Origin of the sequence: Micromonospora costi (assembly GCF_003626655.1) — a bacterium.
In the GTDB taxonomy this organism is placed as follows: Bacteria; Actinomycetota; Actinomycetes; order Mycobacteriales; family Micromonosporaceae; genus Micromonospora; species Micromonospora costi.
Map to the genome: position 1 here is coordinate 1,816,628 of NZ_RBAN01000001.1, position 14,776 is coordinate 1,831,403.

The window sequence follows — 14,776 nt, forward strand, 5'->3', positions numbered from 1 at the left end:
CCCCCACCGGCACCGGTCATCGGGGATCGACCCGCAATCGGCACGGCCCGGTTAGGGTGCTAGCCCCCTCGTCCGTTAGGGGGACTGGGGGAACCGAGCCGGTCAGATTTAGGGTCTCGATGCCGGAGCGATCTCTGGTACGAACGTAGGAGCCCGCGGGGATTCGCCGGGGGTGGGTCGTGCAGGTCGTGGGAAGCCCGCGCAGCAGTGCACGGCCGGCCGTCTCGGGCGAGGGAAGAAAACGCATGCCGTACGTCCTGGGGATAGACATCGGGAGCACCACCACCGCGGCCACGCTGGCCCGGCGCCGCGGCGCCAGCTGGACGCGTCCCGAGGTCGTCCCGCTCGACGCCGGCGCGGCCGCCCTGCCGTCCGTGCTGCACCTGGGGGCGGACGGCACGCTGGTGGTCGGCGAGCCGGGCACCGACGACGGCAACCGCACCGCCCGGGGCTTCGTCCACCGGGTCGGCGACGACGTGCCGCTGCTGCTCGCCGGTGAGGCGTGCCCGCCGCAGCTGCTGACGGCCGTGCTGGCCACCTGGGTGGTCGAGCGGGTCCTCCACCGCGAGGGCGAGCCCGCCGAGGCTGTGGTGCTCAGCCACCCCGCGGGATGGGGACGGCACCGCCGGGAGCTGCTGCAGGGCGCCCTCTGGGAGCTGGGCCAGACCACCGTCACGCTGCTGCCGCGTACCGTCACGGTCGCCGAGAGCCACGCCGCGCGGGGCTTCGCCGGCACCACGGCGGCCGTCTACGCCCTCGGCGGCGACAGCTTCGAGGCCGCGCTCGTCCGGCGTACGGGGCACGGCCGGTACGAGACCGTCGGGCTCCCCCAGGGGCTGGACTGGATCGGCGGCGCCGACTTCGACGAGGCGCTGGCCGGGCACGTCCGGTCCGTACTGGCCAAGGAACTCGCCGCCGCCGGCCGCCGCGAGACGTACGCGACCCTGCGCGCGCTGCTGCCCGAGTGCGAGCGGGCCAAGCGTGAGCTGACCGTCGGCGCCCAGACCGACGTCCTGCTCACCCTCCCCGGCGGGCCGGCCCGCGTGCCGGTGACCCGGGCCGAGTTCGAGGAGATGATCCGTCCCGCCGTGCAGGCCACCGTGGACCTGCTCGTGCGTACCGTCCTCTCCGCCGGGCTGCGACCCGCGGACCTCGACGCCGTCCTGCTGACCGGCGGGTCCACCCGGATCCCGCTCGTCGCCGAGCTGCTCGCCGCCGCCGTCCCGGTCCCGGTCGAGGTGGAGCCCGACCCGCAACTGACCGCCGCCACCGGCGCGGCGCTGGCCGCCTGCCAGGTGGTGTCGCCGCGGCCCCGGCCGCCCGAGCCGCCCCGGGCGCCGGCCCCCGCCGGCGGTCCCCGCCGCGACGCCGGGCCGGTCGTGCCCGCGCAGCGGCGCCCCGACCACGACCGTGCGGTCGACAGCGCACCGCCGCCCCGCCCGCCGGTCCGGATCACCCCGCTGGAGCTGCCGAGGCCGTCCCGCCTCGCGCTGGTCCGGAGCCGGGGACGCGAAGGATGACCACCATGACCATGAGCGCCCTGGCCGGGACCCGGCTGGTGCTGGACCGCGCGCCGCGGGCCCTGCTCGACGCCGTCGCCGCCGACCCGGAGGCGCCGCTCGTGCTCGCCGTCAGCGGCCCCGGCGGCCACGGCCGCACGGCGTACCTCCAGGAGCTGGCCCGGGTCTACCGGCGGGCCGGGATCACCGTGCACGAGGCCGCCCCGGAACTGCCCGACGCGGCCGACCCGGACGCGGTGCTGCTCGTCGACGACGCGCACCTGCTCGACGACGCCCGGCTGCGCGCGTTGCGGCACCTGGTGGCCGGCCGGCGCCACCGCCTCGCGGTCGCCTACCGGCCGTGGCCGCGCCCGGCCGCGCTGACCGAGCTGGTCGACGCCGTACGCCGGGACGGGCGGCTGCTCCCGCTCGCCCCGTTCACCCGCGAACGGACCGCCACGTACCTCGCGGGCGTGCCCGAGCTGGGCCGGCGCGGCGAGCTGGTCGACTTCGTGCACGGCCAGACCGCCGGGGTCCCCCGGGACGTGGACCGGCTGGTACGCGGCCTGCGCGGGCAGGACCAGGCGGGCGTCCCGGCCGAGCCGCCCCGCGCGGCCGTCCTCGAGTTCGGCCCGGACCTCGACGACCTCGCCCCCGACGTCCGGCGCCTGCTGCTGGCCGTCGCGGCCGGCGTACCGCTGCCGGTGGACCTGCTCGGCACGCTGCTCGGCCGCGAACCGGCCGATGTGGACGGCCTCGTGGCGGCGACCCGGTCGGCCGGCCTGCTGGGCGCGGACGGGCGGCTCGCGCCGCTGGTACGCCGCGCCGTGACCGCGCTGAGCCCGGCCGCCGAGCGCATCGCGGTGTGGCGTCGGCTCAGCGAGGTGCAGCTCGCCCGGGGCGGTCCCGTGCTGCCGCTGGTCCGCGCGCTGCTCGCGGCCGGCGTGGCCGGCGACTGCCCGGCCGGGACGCTGGAGGCGGCCGCCGAGGAGGCCCTCGGCACCGAGCCCGCCCTCGCGGCGGAGCTGTTCGCCGCCGCGGCGGCCGCCGGCCGGCCGGTCGCCACCCGGCAGGCGGTCGCCGCGGCCCTCGCCGGTGACCTCGACGCCGCCCTCCGGCTCGCCGACCGGCTCCTCGGCTCGGCCGCCGCCACCGACCGGGCCGAGGCCGCGCTGGTCGCCGCCACGGCCCTGGCCCACCGGGGCCAGCTCGGCCGCAGCGTCGAGCTGTACCGCTGGTCCGGCGCCGCCCCGGCCGCGGCGTTCGCCACCGTCGGCGCGCTGGCCGGCGGCGACCCCGCCGGCGCCGAGGCCGCCGCCACCGATCACCGGGGCGGGCCGCCGACCCTGCATGCGAGCGCCGCCCGCCTCATGGCCGAGGGGATCCGCGACAGCGTCACCGGTACGCCCACCACCGCGCTCTCCACTCTCGTTCAGGCGACGGCGCTGTTGGAGCCGGACGGCCGGGCGGTGCTCCTGCCGGACAGCCCGGCCGCGCTCGCCGCCCTGACCGCCCTGCACAGCGGCGAGCTCGACATCGCCGACCGGGTGCTCGACCGGGCGGCCGCCAGCGGCATCGGCGGCCCCCTCATGGCCCGCCGCCACCGGCTGCTCCAGGCGTGGCTCCTCATGGTCCGGGGCCGTACGGCCGGCGCGGCCGAACGGCTCGGCATGCTCACCGCCGGCGGCCGGCCGCTGGAGTCGCGCGACCTGCTCTTCGCCACCGCCCTCGAACTGGGGATCGCCCGGCGCAACAGCGACCTCGGCGCGCTCCAGCGCGGTTGGGGCCACGCGCTGGAGGCGGTCGTCCGCCACCCGGTGGACCTGTTCACCCTGCTCCCACTCGGCGAACTCGCTGTCGTGGCGGCCCGCCTCGGCGACCTGGACCGCCTGGCACCGCACCTGCACGGCGCCCGGGCCTTGCTGGCCCGGCTCGGCGACCCGCCACTGTGGAGCGCGCCGCTGCACTGGAGCGGTCTGCACGCGGCGATCCTCACCGAGGAGCCGGCGGTCGCCGACGAGCACGTGGCCGCGCTGCACGCCGCCGCGACGCACAGCCGGTACGCGGCCGTCGTCGCCGCAGCCGCCGCGAGTTGGGTCGACGTGCTCCGCGGGGTCGTCGACCCGGTCCGGGTGGAGGCCGCCGCCCGCGGGCTGCACGACGCCGGGTTCTGCTGGGACGGCGCCCGCCTCGCCGGTCAGGCCGCCATCCGCACCTCCGATCGGCGCGCCATGACCACCCTGCTCGACTGCGCCCGGATGCTCCAGGGCCGGCCCGGCGGGACCCGGTCCCCGCAGCGGCCGACGGCGGACGGTCAGGTCGCCGACGCCCTCGCCACCCCGGCCGGGCACCGGCTCAGCGACCGGGAACGGGAGGTGGCCGAGCTGGTGCTCGCCGGCCTGACCTACCGCGAGATCGGCGACCGGCTCTTCATCTCGGCGAAGACCGTGGAACACCACGTGGCCCGGATGCGCTCCCGGCTGGGCTGCGCCAACCGGGCCGAGCTGCTGGCCCTCCTGCGGACCATCGTGGCCCACCGGCCGGACACCGCGGCCGGCCAGCCGTGGCCGGAACGGACCACCCGGTGAGCGGGCAGGGCACCACGACCGAGGGCCAGCGGCTCCGGCGGCTCCTCGCGGCCGCCGCCGTCGTCCTCGTCGCACTGTGGGCGTACGCCTCGTACGTCGCCGGCCGGGACGCGGCCGACCTGCTCCGGATCCGCGCCCTCGCGGAGACCCTCGGGCAGCCCACCGACCGGCTCATCCTCGACCTGCAGGACGAGCGGCGGCTCACCGGCGGCGCGGTCGCCGGCGGGCCCCGGGAACGCTCCGCGCTCGTCGTGGCGCGCAACGACACCGACCGCACGGTGGCTGCCCTCCGCGACGCCACCGGCGGCACGGACCTGCGGCTGCTCACCGCCGGCGCGGTGCGCGACCGCGCCGACGAGTTGCTCCGTCAGCTCGACGCGCTGGCCGCTCTCCGCGCGGACGCCGACGCCGGCCGGGCCGAGGCGGTCGCCGGGTACGACACGCTGCTCGACGCCGCCTTCGCGGTGTACGGACCCGAGTGGGGCGCGCGGGAGAGCAGGCTGGCCGCCGAGAACCGTGCCGTCGTGGCGCTCGCCCGTTCCCGGGAGCTTCTCGCCCGGGAGGACACCCTGGTCACGGCCGCCCTCGCGGGCGGGCGGATCAGCGCTGACGACCGCCGCCGGCTGACCGAGCTGATCGGCATGCGGGAGTACGCGAGCAGCGAGGCGGTCGCCGTCCTGCCGGCCCGGGACCGCGACGACCACCGGTCCATGGTGGAGGGACAACGGTTCACGGCCCTGCGTGCGCTGGAGGACCGGCTGCTCGGTGGTGACGACCGGCCGGCGCTGGGCGTCGACGGCTGGCAGGCGGTGGTGGAGCCCGCCCTCGACGAGCTGCACGCGCTGGTCCAGTCCACGGCGCGGCACAGCGTCGAACGGGCCACACCCGGCGCCGCCCTGGTGGTCACCCGCGCCGGCCTGGTCCTGGGCCTCGGCCTGGTCGCGGTGCTCACCCTGCTGCTCACCGGCATCGCCAGCGTCCGCCGGCTGGCCGGCGGCGGGGCTTTCGCACCCGAGCCCGGTCCGCCGGCACCCGCCCACGGCGCCGGACCGGGCGCAGCCGTACCCGCCCCGGTCGCCGACCGGCCCGCCGCACCGGCCCCTCACCGTCCCGCCGCGCCGGGCCCGGTCCCCGGTCCCGGGTGGGCCGGACCGGCGCCCGCAGGAACGGCATGGGCGGGCGCCTCCGACGGTCCGCCCGCACCGGGGTCCACCCCCGCGCCGGCGCCCGGCCGGCCCGGCCCCACGGCGGCCACCGCATCCCTCTTCCTCCGCATCACCCAGCGCAACCAGGCCCTGCTGCGCGAGCAGTTGAGCCTGCTCGACGCGATGGAACGGCGCGAACGCAGCCCGGAGGAGGCCGCCGAACTGTTCCACCTCGACCACCTCGCCACCCGGCTGCGGCGCAACGTCGAGAAGCTCGTCACCCTCGCCGGCGTACGCCCGGCCCGCCGCTGGCGGCGGCCCGTGCCGATGCTCGACGTGGCCCGGGGCGCGGTCGCCGAGGTGGCCGACTACCAGCGCGTCCTGGTGGCGCCGCAGTGGCCGTGGTCGCTCGCCGGGCGCGCGGTCACCGACGTCATCCACCTGCTCGCCGAGCTGATCGAGAACGCGCTCGTGTTCTCACCCGCCGGCACGGCGGTCCGGCTGGCAGGCGAACACCGGCCGGGCGGCTGCGCCGTCGTGGTCACCGACGACGGGCGGGGGCTCACCCCCGAGGCGCTCGCGGCGGCCAACCGGATCCTGGCCGAACCGCCGACGGCGGGTCCCCCATCCGGTCACGCCGGGCTGTACGCTGCTGCCCTGCTCGCCGCCCGCTGCGGTGCCCGGGTCTCGCTGCGGCCCGGCCCCCGGGGCGGGACGGCGGCGGTCGTGCTGCTCCCGACCACCCTGGTCACGCCGACCGGGCCCACCGGTGCAGCGCCCGGGCCGGGCAGCCGGCCCACCCCGTCGGCGCGGCCGGCGGCCGGAACCGGCGTCACCGGCGACCTGCCGGTACGGACCCGGCACCCCGGGTCGGTGTGGCCCGGCCCGGCCACGGTCGGCTCCGACACGGTCGAGATGCCGGTCCCCAGAGCAGCGAGAGGACTCTCATGACGCAATCAGTGGTCACCGCGGACGGCCTGACCGAAGCCCTGAACGACCTGGTCGAACGGGTGCACGGCGCCGAGTGCGCCGTGGTGCTCTCCCCCGACGGGCTGCTCCTCGGCGCCAGCCGGGACGTCGACGACCAACTGGCCGCGCAGCTCTCCAGCCTGGTCGCCGGGCTGGAGGCGCTCGGCTTGGCCGCCACCCGGGTCTGCGTCGGCGGCGCGCTGCGTCAGATCGTCGTGCAGATGGCACGGGCGTTCCTGTTCGTGGCCACCACGAACAGCGGCGCCATCCTCACCGTCCGGATCGGAGCCGAGGCCGAGGTGGGTGACATGGCGTACGAGGTGGCGCTCTTCGTCGGCCAGGCCGACCGGCACCTGCCGGTGTACCTGGAACCGGCCTCGGCGGCGACGAGCGGGGAGACCGGTGCAGCAGCCGAACGGCGCCCCTGACGAGGCGTGGTACGACGACGACGCCGGGCCGGTGGTCCGGCCGTACACCATGACCGGTGGCCGGGCCGCCCCCGAGCGCGGCCGGTTCGACCTCATCACGCTGGTCGTCGCCCGGGGTCCGGTGCCCGCGTCCGCGCAGCTCTTCCCCGAGCAGACCGCGATCGTCGAGATGTGCCGCCGGCCGCTGTCGGTCGCGGAGGTCGGCGCCGAACTGGACCTGCCGGTCGGGACGGTCCGGGTGCTCCTCGGCGACCTGCTCGCGGCCAGGCTCATCGAGACGCACGAACCGCCGACGCTCGCCGAACTGCCGTCCGAGGAACTGCTCACGGAACTGCTCGCCGGGCTCCGCGCCCTGTGAGCCGGGGGCCGACCCGGCGGCCGGACCAGCGTGACCGCCGCGCGGACCATCTGAAGGGGGAACGAGGTAGTGCCGGCATCACCGCCGCAACCACGCCGGACCACGGCGATCATCGTGCTCGACCGGATCGTGGCCATCGCCGGATCGCTCCAGCGGGCGGTCCTCGACCGGGGCAGAGGATCCCGGGGCGCCCGGATCGCCGTCCTCGCCGCGCTGGTGGTCCTGATCGCCACGGCGGTACCCGTGGTCCTGGTGCTGCGGACACCGGAACGCCTGGCTCCGGTGGCCCTCGACCCGCCACCCGACCCCGACGTACCGGCCGCGCCGGAACCCGGCACCCCGGGGGCGGAGGCCCGCCCGGCCGCCTCCGTCCGGCCAACACCCAGCCACCCGGTCGGCACGAGCGCGTCGCCCAGCTCCGCGTCGCCGTCGGCCAGCGCCGCCGCGAGCAGTTCCGCCCCGGCGCCCGAGCCGCTGCGCGCCGAGTTCGCCGTCGAGGAGAGCGCGTTGCTCAGCTACCGGGCCGCGGTCACCATCAGCAACCCGGGGACGGCGCCCGCGTCGACGTGGACCCTGGTCGTCACACTGCCCCGCGAGTCCCTCGCGGTCACGGCGGTTAACGGCGCCGACGTCACGCGCGACGGCGCCACCTGGACGTTCGTGCCGGACGGGAGCCAGCCGCTGCCCGGACGTGGTTCGACCCGGGTGACCTTCCGGGTCGGCGGCGCCCCGGTCAGCTCCGCGCCCACCGCCTGCACCGTCGACGGCACGGCCTGCACCGGCCTCGACTGACTCGGCTTCCGCCGGACACCCCGGTTCGGCGCCCGCCGCCGGGTCTGCGCTCGGGGCCGGGTCGGCGCTCTGGGCCGGGTCCGCGCTCGCGGTCAGGGTCGGGTTCGGGTTCGGTGGGGCGTCAGTTCCGGCGGGCGGCCGGCACCGCGCACGCCGCCGTGCCGCCGGGCATGCGGTGCCGGTTGCGGGCCACCCAGCGGTACGCCGGCCAGGCCGCGGCGCGCACGAGCGGGAACCGCAGTCCCGCGCCGGCCACCCGCCAGAGCGGCCCACTGTCGCCCAGCAGGCGGGCGATGGCGTCGGGTCCGGCGGCGCGTACGCCGTCGACGCCGACCCACTGCACGGCCTCCTCGCACTCGGCCTCGGTCAGGCCCAGCGCGGCCAGGTCGGCGAACTGCCACGGCAGCACCCGGGCCCCGGTGGGGATGTGGCGCTCGATGAACTCGGCGCAGCGGGTGCAGAAGGCGCAGTCCCCGTCGTAGACGAACGTCGACCTCTCCATGCCTCCATCCTCCACCCACCGGACCCGGGCGGCGCCGCGAGGTGGCCGGCGCCACGCCCCGCCGCTCCCGTCTTCTGAGAAGTCGCGGCATCCGGACCGGCTGGACACCGCGACTTCCAGGAACCCGAGTCGATCAGGGCGCACCACGCGAGCCGGCTTGCATCGTCGTCGTACGTGTGTTCGAATAATGGCCATGCGCTGGGACAACCTCGCCGCTCCCCCGGTAGAGGGGGCTCCCGAGCGGGCAGCGCCAGCGACGCCACCCCTGCCGCTGGCGCTGCCCGGCGCGACCGTCCGCACCTTCGACACCCCCGGCTTCGCCGGCATGACGTTCTACGAGGTGCGCGCCAAGTCGATCATCAATCGGGTGGCGGGCGCCTCCCGCGTCCCGTTCGAGTGGACGATCAACCCGTACCGGGGATGCAGCCATGGATGCGTCTACTGCTACGCGAGAAATACTCACACCTACCTCGACCTCGATGCCGGGGCGGACTTCGACCGCAAGGTGATCGTCAAGGTCAACGCGGGCGACCTGGTCCGCCGGGAGTTGGCCGCGCCGAAGTGGCGGGGCGCGCACATCGCCATGGGCACGAACGTCGACTGCTACCAGCGGGCCGAGGGGCGTTACGCGCTCATGCCGCAGATCATCGCGGCGCTGCGTGACTTCGCCAACCCGTTCTCGATCCTCACCAAGGGCACGCTGCTCCTGCGGGACCTGCCACTGCTGCGCCAGGCCGCCGAGGTCACCCGGGTCGGTGTCTCCTACTCGGTGGGCTTCGTCGACGAGCGCCTCTGGCGCACCGTCGAGCCGGGCACGCCGAGCCCGCGCCGCCGGTTGGACGCCGTACGGGCGCTCACCGACGCCGGCTTCTCGGTCGGCGTGCTGATGGCGCCGATCCTGCCGGGGCTGAGCGACGACGACGCGTCGATCGACGCCACCGTGGCGGCCATCGCGGCCGCCGGGGCGGCCAGCGTGACGCCCCTGGCCCTGCACCTGCGTCCGGGTGCCCGCGAGTGGTACGCACGCTGGCTGGCCCGGGAGTTCCCGCACCTGGTGCCCCGCTACCGCGACCTGTACGGGTCCGGCTCGTACGCGCCGCAGGCGTACCAGCGGGAGCTGACGGCACGGGTACGGATCGCGGCCCGCCGGCACGGCCTGCACCGGGGAGAGCGCGGCGACAACCGGAATCTGCCCGAGCCGCCGGTGCCTCCGGCTGCCGAGCAACTGACGCTGCTCTGACCCGCGGCGGGGCGGCACGCGGCGGCCGGAGATACAGTCGCCGGGTGCGTACCGCTCAGCAGATCCTCGCCGACTCCGCCGTGATCGCCGTGGTGGGCGCGTCCCGCGACCCGCTCAAGGCCGCGCACAGCGTCCCGTTGCAGATAAAGCGGTACGGCTGGCGGATCATCCCGGTCAACCCGACGGCCGACGAGCTGTTCGGGGAACGCGTCTACCGGTCGCTGGCCGACATCCCGCACCCGGTCGACCTGGTGAACGTGTTCCGGCCGGCACGGGACGCGGTCGAGGTGGTCCGGCAGGCCGTGGCGATCGGCGCGCCGGCCGTGTGGTTGCAGCTCGGCATCGTCTCCGCCGAGGCGCGGCAGATCGCCGAGGAGGCGGGCATCGACTACGTCGAGGACCGTTGCCTGGCCGTGGAGCGCGCCGTCGGGGCCCTCAGCCGGCTCGGCTGACCGCAGGCCACCCGAACCCGCAGGCCACCCCGAACCCGCAGGCCACCCCGAACCCGCCGGCCACCCCGGACCCGACGGGCACCCGCCGGCCGGGTCTGCCGGCCACCAGCCGGGAGCGGCGGCCACCAGCCGGCGGCCGGCCCGGCAGACCTCAGAGCTTGTACTCCTTGAGCAGGCCCCGGGAGATGATGGTCTTCTGGATCTCCGAGGTGCCCTCGCCGATCAGCAGGAACGGCGCCTCGCGCATGAGGCGCTCGATCTCGTACTCCTTCGAGTAGCCGTAGCCGCCGTGGATGCGGAACGCCTCCTGCACGACCTCGGCGCAGTACTCGGAGGCGAGCAGCTTGGCCATGCCCGCCTCGACGTCGTTGCGCTGCCCGGCGTCCTTGAGCCGCGCCGCGTTGACCATGAGGGCGTGCGCGGCCTCGATCTTCGTACCCATCTCGGCGAGCTTGAACGCGACGGCCTGGTGCCTCGCGAGGGGCTGGCCGAAGGTGCGGCGCTGCTGGGCGTACGCGACGGCGAGTTCGAAGGCCCGGATGGAGATGCCGCAGGCGCGGGCGGCCACGTTGACCCGCCCCACCTCGATGCCGTCCATCATCTGGTAGAAGCCGCGGCCGACCCGCTCCTCGCCGCCGAGCACGGCCGACGCGGGCACGGTCACACCGTCGAGCACCATCTCGGTGGTCTCGACGCCCTTGTAGCCCATCTTGTCGATCTTGCCGGGGATGGTGAGGCCGGGTGCGGTCTCCCCGAAGCCGGGCTCCTTCTCCAGCAGGAAGGTGCTCATGTTGCCGTAGACCGAGTCGGCGCCGGTGTCGGTCTTGACCAGGGTGGCCACGACGGACGAGTACGCGCCGTTGGTCAGCCACATCTTCTGGCCGTTGATGACGAACCGGTCGCCGTCGCGGACGGCCCGGGACTTGATGGCCGCGACGTCGGAGCCGCACTCCGGTTCGGACATCGAGAAGGCGCCGCGCACCTCGCCGGTGGCCATCTTCGGCAGCAGCCGGCTCTTCTGCTCGGCCGAGCCGTGCTGCGAGATCAGGTACGCGACGATGAAGTGGGTGTTGACGATCCCGGAGATCGACATCCAGCCCCGGGACAGCTCCTCGACCGCGAGGGCGTACGTCAGCAGGGACTCGCCGAGCCCGCCGTACTCCTCGGCGATGGTGAGGCCGAACAGCCCCATCTCGCGCATGCCCTCGATGATGTCGGCGGGGTACTCGTCGGCGTGCTCCAGCCGCTGCGCGTGCGGGATGATCTCCTTGTCGGCGAACTCCCGGACAGTCTCCAGGATCGATCGCTGCACATCGGTCAGGCCGGGCGTCTGGGCGAGTCGAGCCATCTCAGCCTCCGGGGGATCGGCGCATTACTCATGGGTAACTGAACGCTCGGTCAGTATCGGTCGCCGGGGCGGCGAGGCCAAGGTGACCAGTCCACACAACCGCTGTGAAAAGGTTCACCGCTGCGGGTAGCGTCCGGCAAGAGGGCCCACGACCGGCGCCGGCAGGAGGAGGAGAGACCGTGACCAACCCGCCGCCGTCCGACCCGTCCGGGCCGCCCGAACCGCCCGGTGGGGAGCAGCCGCCGTCGCCCTACGAACCGCCGCCGGGCCAGTCGCCCTACGCGCCACCCCCGGAACGCTCGCCGTACGCGCCGCCGCCGGAACGGTCACCGTACGGCCCTCCGCCGCCGGAGCCGTCGCCGTACGCCGGGCAGGGCGACCAGCCGCCGGGCGCCACCCCGCCGGACCAGCCGCCGTTCGGCCAGACGGGCGGCTACCACCCGGGACCACAGTGGGGGCAGCAACCGTCGTACGCCCCGCAGACGCCCTACGGGCAGTACGGCCCGGCGCCGGGCGGGCCGAGCCGCGGCACGAACGTGCTGGCCATCCTGTCGCTGATCTTCGCGTTCGTCTTCTCGCCGGCCGGCATCGTGCTCGGTCACCTGGCCAAGCGGCAGCTACGCACGAGCGGCGAGGAGGGCGACCAGCTCGCCACCTGGGGGCTGATCCTCGGGTACGTCTTCACCGCCCTGGGGCTTCTGGTGTGCTGCGGCTGGATCGCGCTGGTGGTCTTCGCGGGCGGCGACGGCACCAACTACTGACCGGGGCGGGTCAGCGGAACTGGGACTCGCGGACGCTGTTGCCGCCGTCGACCACCAGCATCTGGCCGGTGATGTAGGACGCGGCCGGCGAGCAGAGGAATGCGATGGCCGCCGCCACCTCGTCCGGTGTGCCGGGCCGACCGACCGGCGTGCCGAGGCCCTGCTTGATCTCCGCCATCGTGGACGCCGCCGTGTAGATCGTGCCGGGCGCGACCGCGTTCACCGTCACCCCGTCGGCGATCATCTCCATGGCGAGCGCCCGCGTCAGCCCCACCACGCCGGCCTTGGCCGCCGCGTACGCGGCCTCGGTGGGCAGCGCGTTGACCGGGCCGGCGGTGGCCGCCAGGTTGACGATCCGCCCCCAGCCGCGCTCGGCCATCCCGCCGATGAACGCCCGGCTGCACAGGAACGCGGTGGTCAGGTTGCGGTCGATCTCGCCGCGCCACTCCTCGAAGCTGAGCTGGGCGACCGGGCGGAGCACCTCCGGGCTGGCCCGGCTCGCGAGGCCCGCGTTGTTGACCAGCACCTCGACGTCGCCGAGTTGCTCGGCGACCGCGTCGGCCAGCGCACCCACCTCGGACTCGTCGGTGAGATCGGCGACGAACCCGGTGACGCCCAGTTCACTCGCCCGTTCGTGGATCCGCCGGGTGGTGGAGACGATCGCCACCCGGGCGCCCAGGTCGGCGAGCCGGCGGGCCGTCGCGTAGCCGATGCCGTCGGGACTGCCCGCTCCGGTGACCAGCGCGACGCGGCCGTCGAGCCGCATCGTCACCGGTTCGGGCAGCGGTGCCGGCGCGTCCTGACCGGCCGGGCTGGTGGGGGCGTTCGTGCGGCTGCGCCGGGCGAGGCCCGGACGGCTGGCGTCGCGTCTCGGTCGGCTGCCGGAACGGTCCGCGGCGCGCGCGTCTGTGGCCATGCCTGGATCCTGCCGGTTCCGGCCGGTCGGAGCAACGCGGCACCCGGACGCGGGGACATCGGGTTTGCCGGCCGCTGGCTACCCTGACGGCACCCGCACGTACTGGAGAGAGCGCATGACCTATCCCCCACCGTCCGGCGGCCCCAACGATCCCACGTGGTCGGGTGCCCAGCAGGCGAGCCCGCCGCCCGCCGACCCGACGCTGCCCATGCCCGGTCAGCCGGTGCCGGCCCAACCCGGTCCGGTGGACCCGTACGCGCCGGTCGACCCGTACGCGGCCGGGGCGCAGCCGCCGGCCTCTCCCGCGTACCCGCCGCCCGGTTACGCGGCGCCCGGTTACGCGGCTCCGGGCTACCCGGCGCCGGGTTACCCGGGCTACGGCTACCCGCCCACCCCGCCGACCAACGGGATGGCGGTCGCCTCGATGGTCGTCTCCATCACGGGCGTCATGGGCATCTGCGGCTACGGCATCGGCGGCATCATCGGCGTCGTGGGCGCGATCCTCGGCCACGTGGCGAAGCGGCAGATCCGCGAGCGCGGCGAGGCCGGCGGGGGCATGGCCACCGCCGGGATCATCATGGGCTGGATCTCGACGGCCATCGCGGTGCTCGCGGCGGTCGCCATCACCATCGCGATCATCTACGCCGCGAACCAGGACAGCTCCAGCGGCTACTGACGCCGGTGTCGTGCCGCCCGGCCCCGGGCGGCACGACCGGTGCGTCGCCGACGGTCGCCGCGTGGCTCAGGCGGGCGGGGTGAACGAGGACGTGCGGGTCATCCCGGCGGCCCGCCCCTTGGCCGCCACGACCAGCGCCATCTTCCGCGACGCCTCGTCGATCATCTCGTCGCCCAGCATCACGGCGCCCAGCTTGCCGCCGGCCTCCGAGGTGTAGTGCTCGTACGCGTCGAGGATCAACTCGGCGTGGTCGTAGTCGGCCTGCGCCGGCGAGTAGACCTCGTTGGCCGCCTCGATCTGGCCGGGGTGCAGCACCCACTTGCCGTCGAAGCCGAGGGCGGCCGAGCGCCGAGCCACCTCGCGGAAGCCGTCCACGTCCCGGATCTGCAGGAACGGGCCGTCGATGGCCTGCTTGTCGTGCATCCGCGCGGCCATCAGGATGCGCATCAGGATGTAGTGGTACGGGTCGCCCGGGTAGTCCGGGATGAGGGCCCCGACCACGAGGGACTTCATGTTGATCGAGGCCATGAAGTCCGCGGGGCCGAAGATGATCGTCTCGACCCGCGGCGAGGCGGCGGCGATCTCGTCCACGTTGACCAGACCGGCGGCGTTCTCGATCTGCGCCTCGATGCCGATCCGGCCGACCTCCAGGCCGAGCGTCTTCTCCAGCTGGGTGAGGGTCAGGTCCAGCCACTGCACCTGGGCGGCGGTCTGCACCTTGGGCAGCATGATGCAGTCCAGGTTGGCGCCGGCGCCCTCGACCACGTCGATGACGTCCCGGTACGTCCACGGGGTGGTCAGGTCGTTGACCCGCACGACACGCGTCTTGCCGGCCCAGTCGCCCTCGTTGAGCGCCGCCACGATGTTCTTGCGGGCGTCCGGTTTGGCCAGCGGGGCCACCGCGTCCTCCAGGTCGAGGAAGACCTGGTCGGCCGGAAGGCCCTGGGCCTTGCCGAGCATCTTGACGCTGGAGCCGGGTACGGCGAGGCAGGACCGACGGGGACGACCGACAGCGGCCATGGGTGCGCTCCTTCCAGCGGCCGACGGCACGCCGACGCCAGCTGACGTAGACCGGAACTTAACGATCCCAAAGGGGGTTACG

Annotated in this window: 14 protein-coding genes; 10 read left to right on the forward strand and 4 right to left on the reverse strand. The window is 75.3% G+C overall.

What is annotated here, in order from left to right; all coding sequences use genetic code 11:
• The first annotated feature begins 245 nt into the window (after positions 1-245).
• From D7193_RS08225 to D7193_RS08250, 6 genes are all read left to right on the forward strand, one after another.
• Positions 246-1,520: an Hsp70 family protein gene (locus D7193_RS08225; protein WP_120778676.1), complete on the forward strand. Its 1,275-nt coding sequence runs from the start codon at positions 246-248 to the stop codon at positions 1,518-1,520.
• 5 nt (positions 1,521-1,525) lie between these two features.
• Positions 1,526-4,087: a helix-turn-helix transcriptional regulator gene (locus D7193_RS08230; RefSeq protein WP_206611855.1), complete on the forward strand. Its 2,562-nt coding sequence runs from the start codon at positions 1,526-1,528 to the stop codon at positions 4,085-4,087.
• Positions 4,084-6,183, forward strand: coding sequence for a nitrate- and nitrite sensing domain-containing protein (locus D7193_RS08235; protein ID WP_158674782.1), 2,100 nt, complete (start codon positions 4,084-4,086; stop codon positions 6,181-6,183). Before D7193_RS08230 ends, D7193_RS08235 begins: the two co-directional genes overlap by 4 nt.
• The gene (locus D7193_RS08240; protein WP_120778678.1) at positions 6,180-6,629 is read left to right on the forward strand and encodes a roadblock/LC7 domain-containing protein; all 450 of its coding nucleotides are present in this window, start codon (positions 6,180-6,182) and stop codon (positions 6,627-6,629) included. The genes D7193_RS08235 and D7193_RS08240 overlap by 4 nt, the downstream gene beginning before the upstream one ends.
• Positions 6,604-6,987, forward strand: coding sequence for a DUF742 domain-containing protein (locus D7193_RS08245; RefSeq protein ID WP_277749893.1), 384 nt, complete (start codon positions 6,604-6,606; stop codon positions 6,985-6,987). Before D7193_RS08240 ends, D7193_RS08245 begins: the two co-directional genes overlap by 26 nt.
• Before the next feature lie 69 nt (positions 6,988-7,056).
• Positions 7,057-7,779: a cellulose binding domain-containing protein gene (locus D7193_RS08250; RefSeq protein WP_120778679.1), complete on the forward strand. Its 723-nt coding sequence runs from the start codon at positions 7,057-7,059 to the stop codon at positions 7,777-7,779.
• A 121-nt stretch (positions 7,780-7,900) separates the two neighbouring features.
• Here the strand turns inward: D7193_RS08250 and D7193_RS08255 are convergent, their stop codons facing one another.
• The gene (locus D7193_RS08255; protein WP_120778680.1) at positions 7,901-8,281 is read right to left on the reverse strand and encodes a thiol-disulfide oxidoreductase DCC family protein; all 381 of its coding nucleotides are present in this window, start codon (positions 8,279-8,281) and stop codon (positions 7,901-7,903) included.
• A gap of 193 nt (positions 8,282-8,474) precedes the next feature.
• On the opposite strand from D7193_RS08255, the gene D7193_RS08260 reads away from it, so the two are divergent.
• Positions 8,475-9,521 (forward strand): Rv2578c family radical SAM protein, encoded by a 1,047-nt coding sequence (locus D7193_RS08260; RefSeq protein WP_120779353.1) that lies wholly within the window; start codon positions 8,475-8,477, stop codon positions 9,519-9,521.
• Positions 9,522-9,565: 44 nt separating this feature from the next.
• Positions 9,566-9,973 (forward strand): CoA-binding protein, encoded by a 408-nt coding sequence (locus D7193_RS08265; RefSeq protein WP_120778681.1) that lies wholly within the window; start codon positions 9,566-9,568, stop codon positions 9,971-9,973.
• Between the two features lie 151 nt (positions 9,974-10,124).
• Here the strand turns inward: D7193_RS08265 and D7193_RS08270 are convergent, their stop codons facing one another.
• Positions 10,125-11,321: an acyl-CoA dehydrogenase family protein gene (locus D7193_RS08270; protein WP_120778682.1), complete on the reverse strand. Its 1,197-nt coding sequence runs from the start codon at positions 11,319-11,321 to the stop codon at positions 10,125-10,127.
• Positions 11,322-11,500: 179 nt separating this feature from the next.
• Between D7193_RS08270 and D7193_RS08275 the strand changes: the two genes are divergently transcribed.
• Positions 11,501-12,082: a DUF4190 domain-containing protein gene (locus D7193_RS08275; RefSeq protein ID WP_120778683.1), complete on the forward strand. Its 582-nt coding sequence runs from the start codon at positions 11,501-11,503 to the stop codon at positions 12,080-12,082.
• A gap of 10 nt (positions 12,083-12,092) precedes the next feature.
• Here the strand turns inward: D7193_RS08275 and D7193_RS08280 are convergent, their stop codons facing one another.
• Positions 12,093-12,998 carry an SDR family NAD(P)-dependent oxidoreductase gene (locus D7193_RS08280; RefSeq protein WP_120778684.1) on the reverse strand — a complete coding sequence of 302 codons (906 nt, stop codon included), beginning with the start codon at positions 12,996-12,998 and terminating at the stop codon, positions 12,093-12,095.
• 115 nt (positions 12,999-13,113) lie between these two features.
• Here D7193_RS08280 and D7193_RS08285 point away from each other — a divergent pair, with 115 nt between their 5' ends.
• Positions 13,114-13,674: a DUF4190 domain-containing protein gene (locus tag D7193_RS08285; RefSeq protein WP_120778685.1), complete on the forward strand. Its 561-nt coding sequence runs from the start codon at positions 13,114-13,116 to the stop codon at positions 13,672-13,674.
• A gap of 66 nt (positions 13,675-13,740) precedes the next feature.
• Here D7193_RS08285 and D7193_RS08290 read toward each other — a convergent pair whose 3' ends face one another.
• The gene (locus tag D7193_RS08290; protein ID WP_120778686.1) at positions 13,741-14,694 is read right to left on the reverse strand and encodes an HpcH/HpaI aldolase/citrate lyase family protein; all 954 of its coding nucleotides are present in this window, start codon (positions 14,692-14,694) and stop codon (positions 13,741-13,743) included.
• Between the last annotated feature and the right edge of the window lie 82 nt (positions 14,695-14,776).

Bases quoted from the DNA above. Each gene is read 5' to 3' on its own strand.
- D7193_RS08290 (WP_120778686.1), bottom strand. From the start codon at position 14,694: ATGGCCGCTGTCGGTCGTCCCCGTCGGTCCTGCCTCGCCGTACCCGGC.
- D7193_RS08225 (WP_120778676.1), top strand. From the start codon at position 246: ATGCCGTACGTCCTGGGGATAGACATCGGGAGCACCACCACCGCGGCC.
- D7193_RS08280 (WP_120778684.1), bottom strand. From the start codon at position 12,998: ATGGCCACAGACGCGCGCGCCGCGGACCGTTCCGGCAGCCGACCGAGA.
- D7193_RS08255 (WP_120778680.1), bottom strand. From the start codon at position 8,281: ATGGAGAGGTCGACGTTCGTCTACGACGGGGACTGCGCCTTCTGCACC.
- D7193_RS08260 (WP_120779353.1), top strand. From the start codon at position 8,475: ATGCGCTGGGACAACCTCGCCGCTCCCCCGGTAGAGGGGGCTCCCGAG.
- D7193_RS08270 (WP_120778682.1), bottom strand. From the start codon at position 11,321: ATGGCTCGACTCGCCCAGACGCCCGGCCTGACCGATGTGCAGCGATCG.
- D7193_RS08240 (WP_120778678.1), top strand. From the start codon at position 6,180: ATGACGCAATCAGTGGTCACCGCGGACGGCCTGACCGAAGCCCTGAAC.
- D7193_RS08230 (WP_206611855.1), top strand. From the start codon at position 1,526: ATGACCATGAGCGCCCTGGCCGGGACCCGGCTGGTGCTGGACCGCGCG.
- D7193_RS08285 (WP_120778685.1), top strand. From the start codon at position 13,114: ATGACCTATCCCCCACCGTCCGGCGGCCCCAACGATCCCACGTGGTCG.